We start from the raw sequence: 1,271 nt of genomic DNA, 5'->3' as shown, positions 1-1,271 counted from the left end.
CACTGCTGTCCCATAGTTTTGTTTAAATAAAAAACCTGAGTCCAAAATAGTTAAAATATAAGTGCGAACAAACACTTTAACTACAAGGACTCAGGTTTTGTCACATCAGAATACCGTATTTCATCAATTACTTAAACCTATTTCAAGATGTGATTTTGAACGTCTTGCCAAGCAGCATCATTGTGGACAAAAATTAAGATCAGCCACACGCTGGGATCAGTTTATTGCCATATTGATGTCCCAGCTGTCCTGTCGACAAAGCTTAAGAGATATTCAATCCAATCTCGAATCACAGCAGGAAAAGCTCTATCATCTCGGTGCTAAGACTATTGCACGAAGCACCTTGGCAAGAATCAATGAAGAACAGCCTGCCAGCCTATATCAGCAATTATTTACTCAGTTACTTCGGCATTGTGAAAACACGAAGATTGCACATAAATTTCGATTTAAGAATCCGCTGTATTCACTTGATGCAAGCCACATTGATCTTTCACTGTCCTTATGTGAATGGGCAAAAGTACATGAATCTAAAGCGAGCATTAAACTGACCGTTGGTTTAAATCATAGTAATACCATCCCTGAATTCGTGGCACTTGGAGATGGCATTGAAAATGATATGGTGCAAGGCAGAGCACTTAGATTTCCTGCTAGAAGTATTGTGGTATTTGATAAAGGATATATTGATTATCAATGGTTTGCTCAGTTAACAGATCAGAACATCAGTTTTGTGACTCGACTACGTCCAAAGACAGTTTATCAAGTTAAATCGAGCTATAAGGTCTTGGCTTGCAAGGGGATTCTTTCGGATGAATGCATTGAATTAACGAGTATCCATGCCAAAAAAAGAGGAGCACCGAAGCGATTAAGGCGTATAGAATTTTATGATGCTGAAAAGCAAAGGAGCTTCGAATTTCTAAGCAATAATTTCCATCTAGCGGCATCCACGATTGCAGCGATCTACAAAGATCGTTGGAAAGTAGAACTATTCTTTAAAGCGATTAAGCAAAATTTAAAATTGAAATCATTTCTAGGCCGAAGTCGTAATGCAATACAAACACAAATATGGATTGCATTAATCGCCTACTTGCTAGTGAGCTTTGCCAAACATATGGCGCAGGAAGGCTGGAGTATTCAAAGATTATTAAGAATTATTCAGGTGAATTTATTTGAAAGGAAGTATCTCAAGGCATTATTTTTACCCGATAAGAAGTGGCGAAAACAAGAAGAACCTCAATTGAGGTTCTTCTTGGAATAATTGTGGGACAGCAGTG

General features: G+C 38.0%; 1 protein-coding gene. It reads left to right on the top strand.

Going from position 1 to position 1,271, the window contains the following annotated elements; genetic code table 11:
• Window positions 1-97 precede the first annotated feature (97 nt).
• A complete protein-coding gene (locus ACE01U_RS16990; RefSeq protein ID WP_395580014.1) occupies window positions 98-1,255 on the top strand; it encodes an IS4 family transposase in 1,158 nt (385 codons plus the stop codon).
• Window positions 1,256-1,271 lie beyond the last annotated feature (16 nt).

Origin of the sequence: Acinetobacter halobius (assembly GCF_044130335.1) — a bacterium.
GTDB lineage: Bacteria > Pseudomonadota > Gammaproteobacteria > Pseudomonadales > Moraxellaceae > Acinetobacter.
The sequence above is the reverse complement of the archived record's forward strand: the minus strand, read 5'-3'. Positions and strand labels throughout refer to the sequence as shown.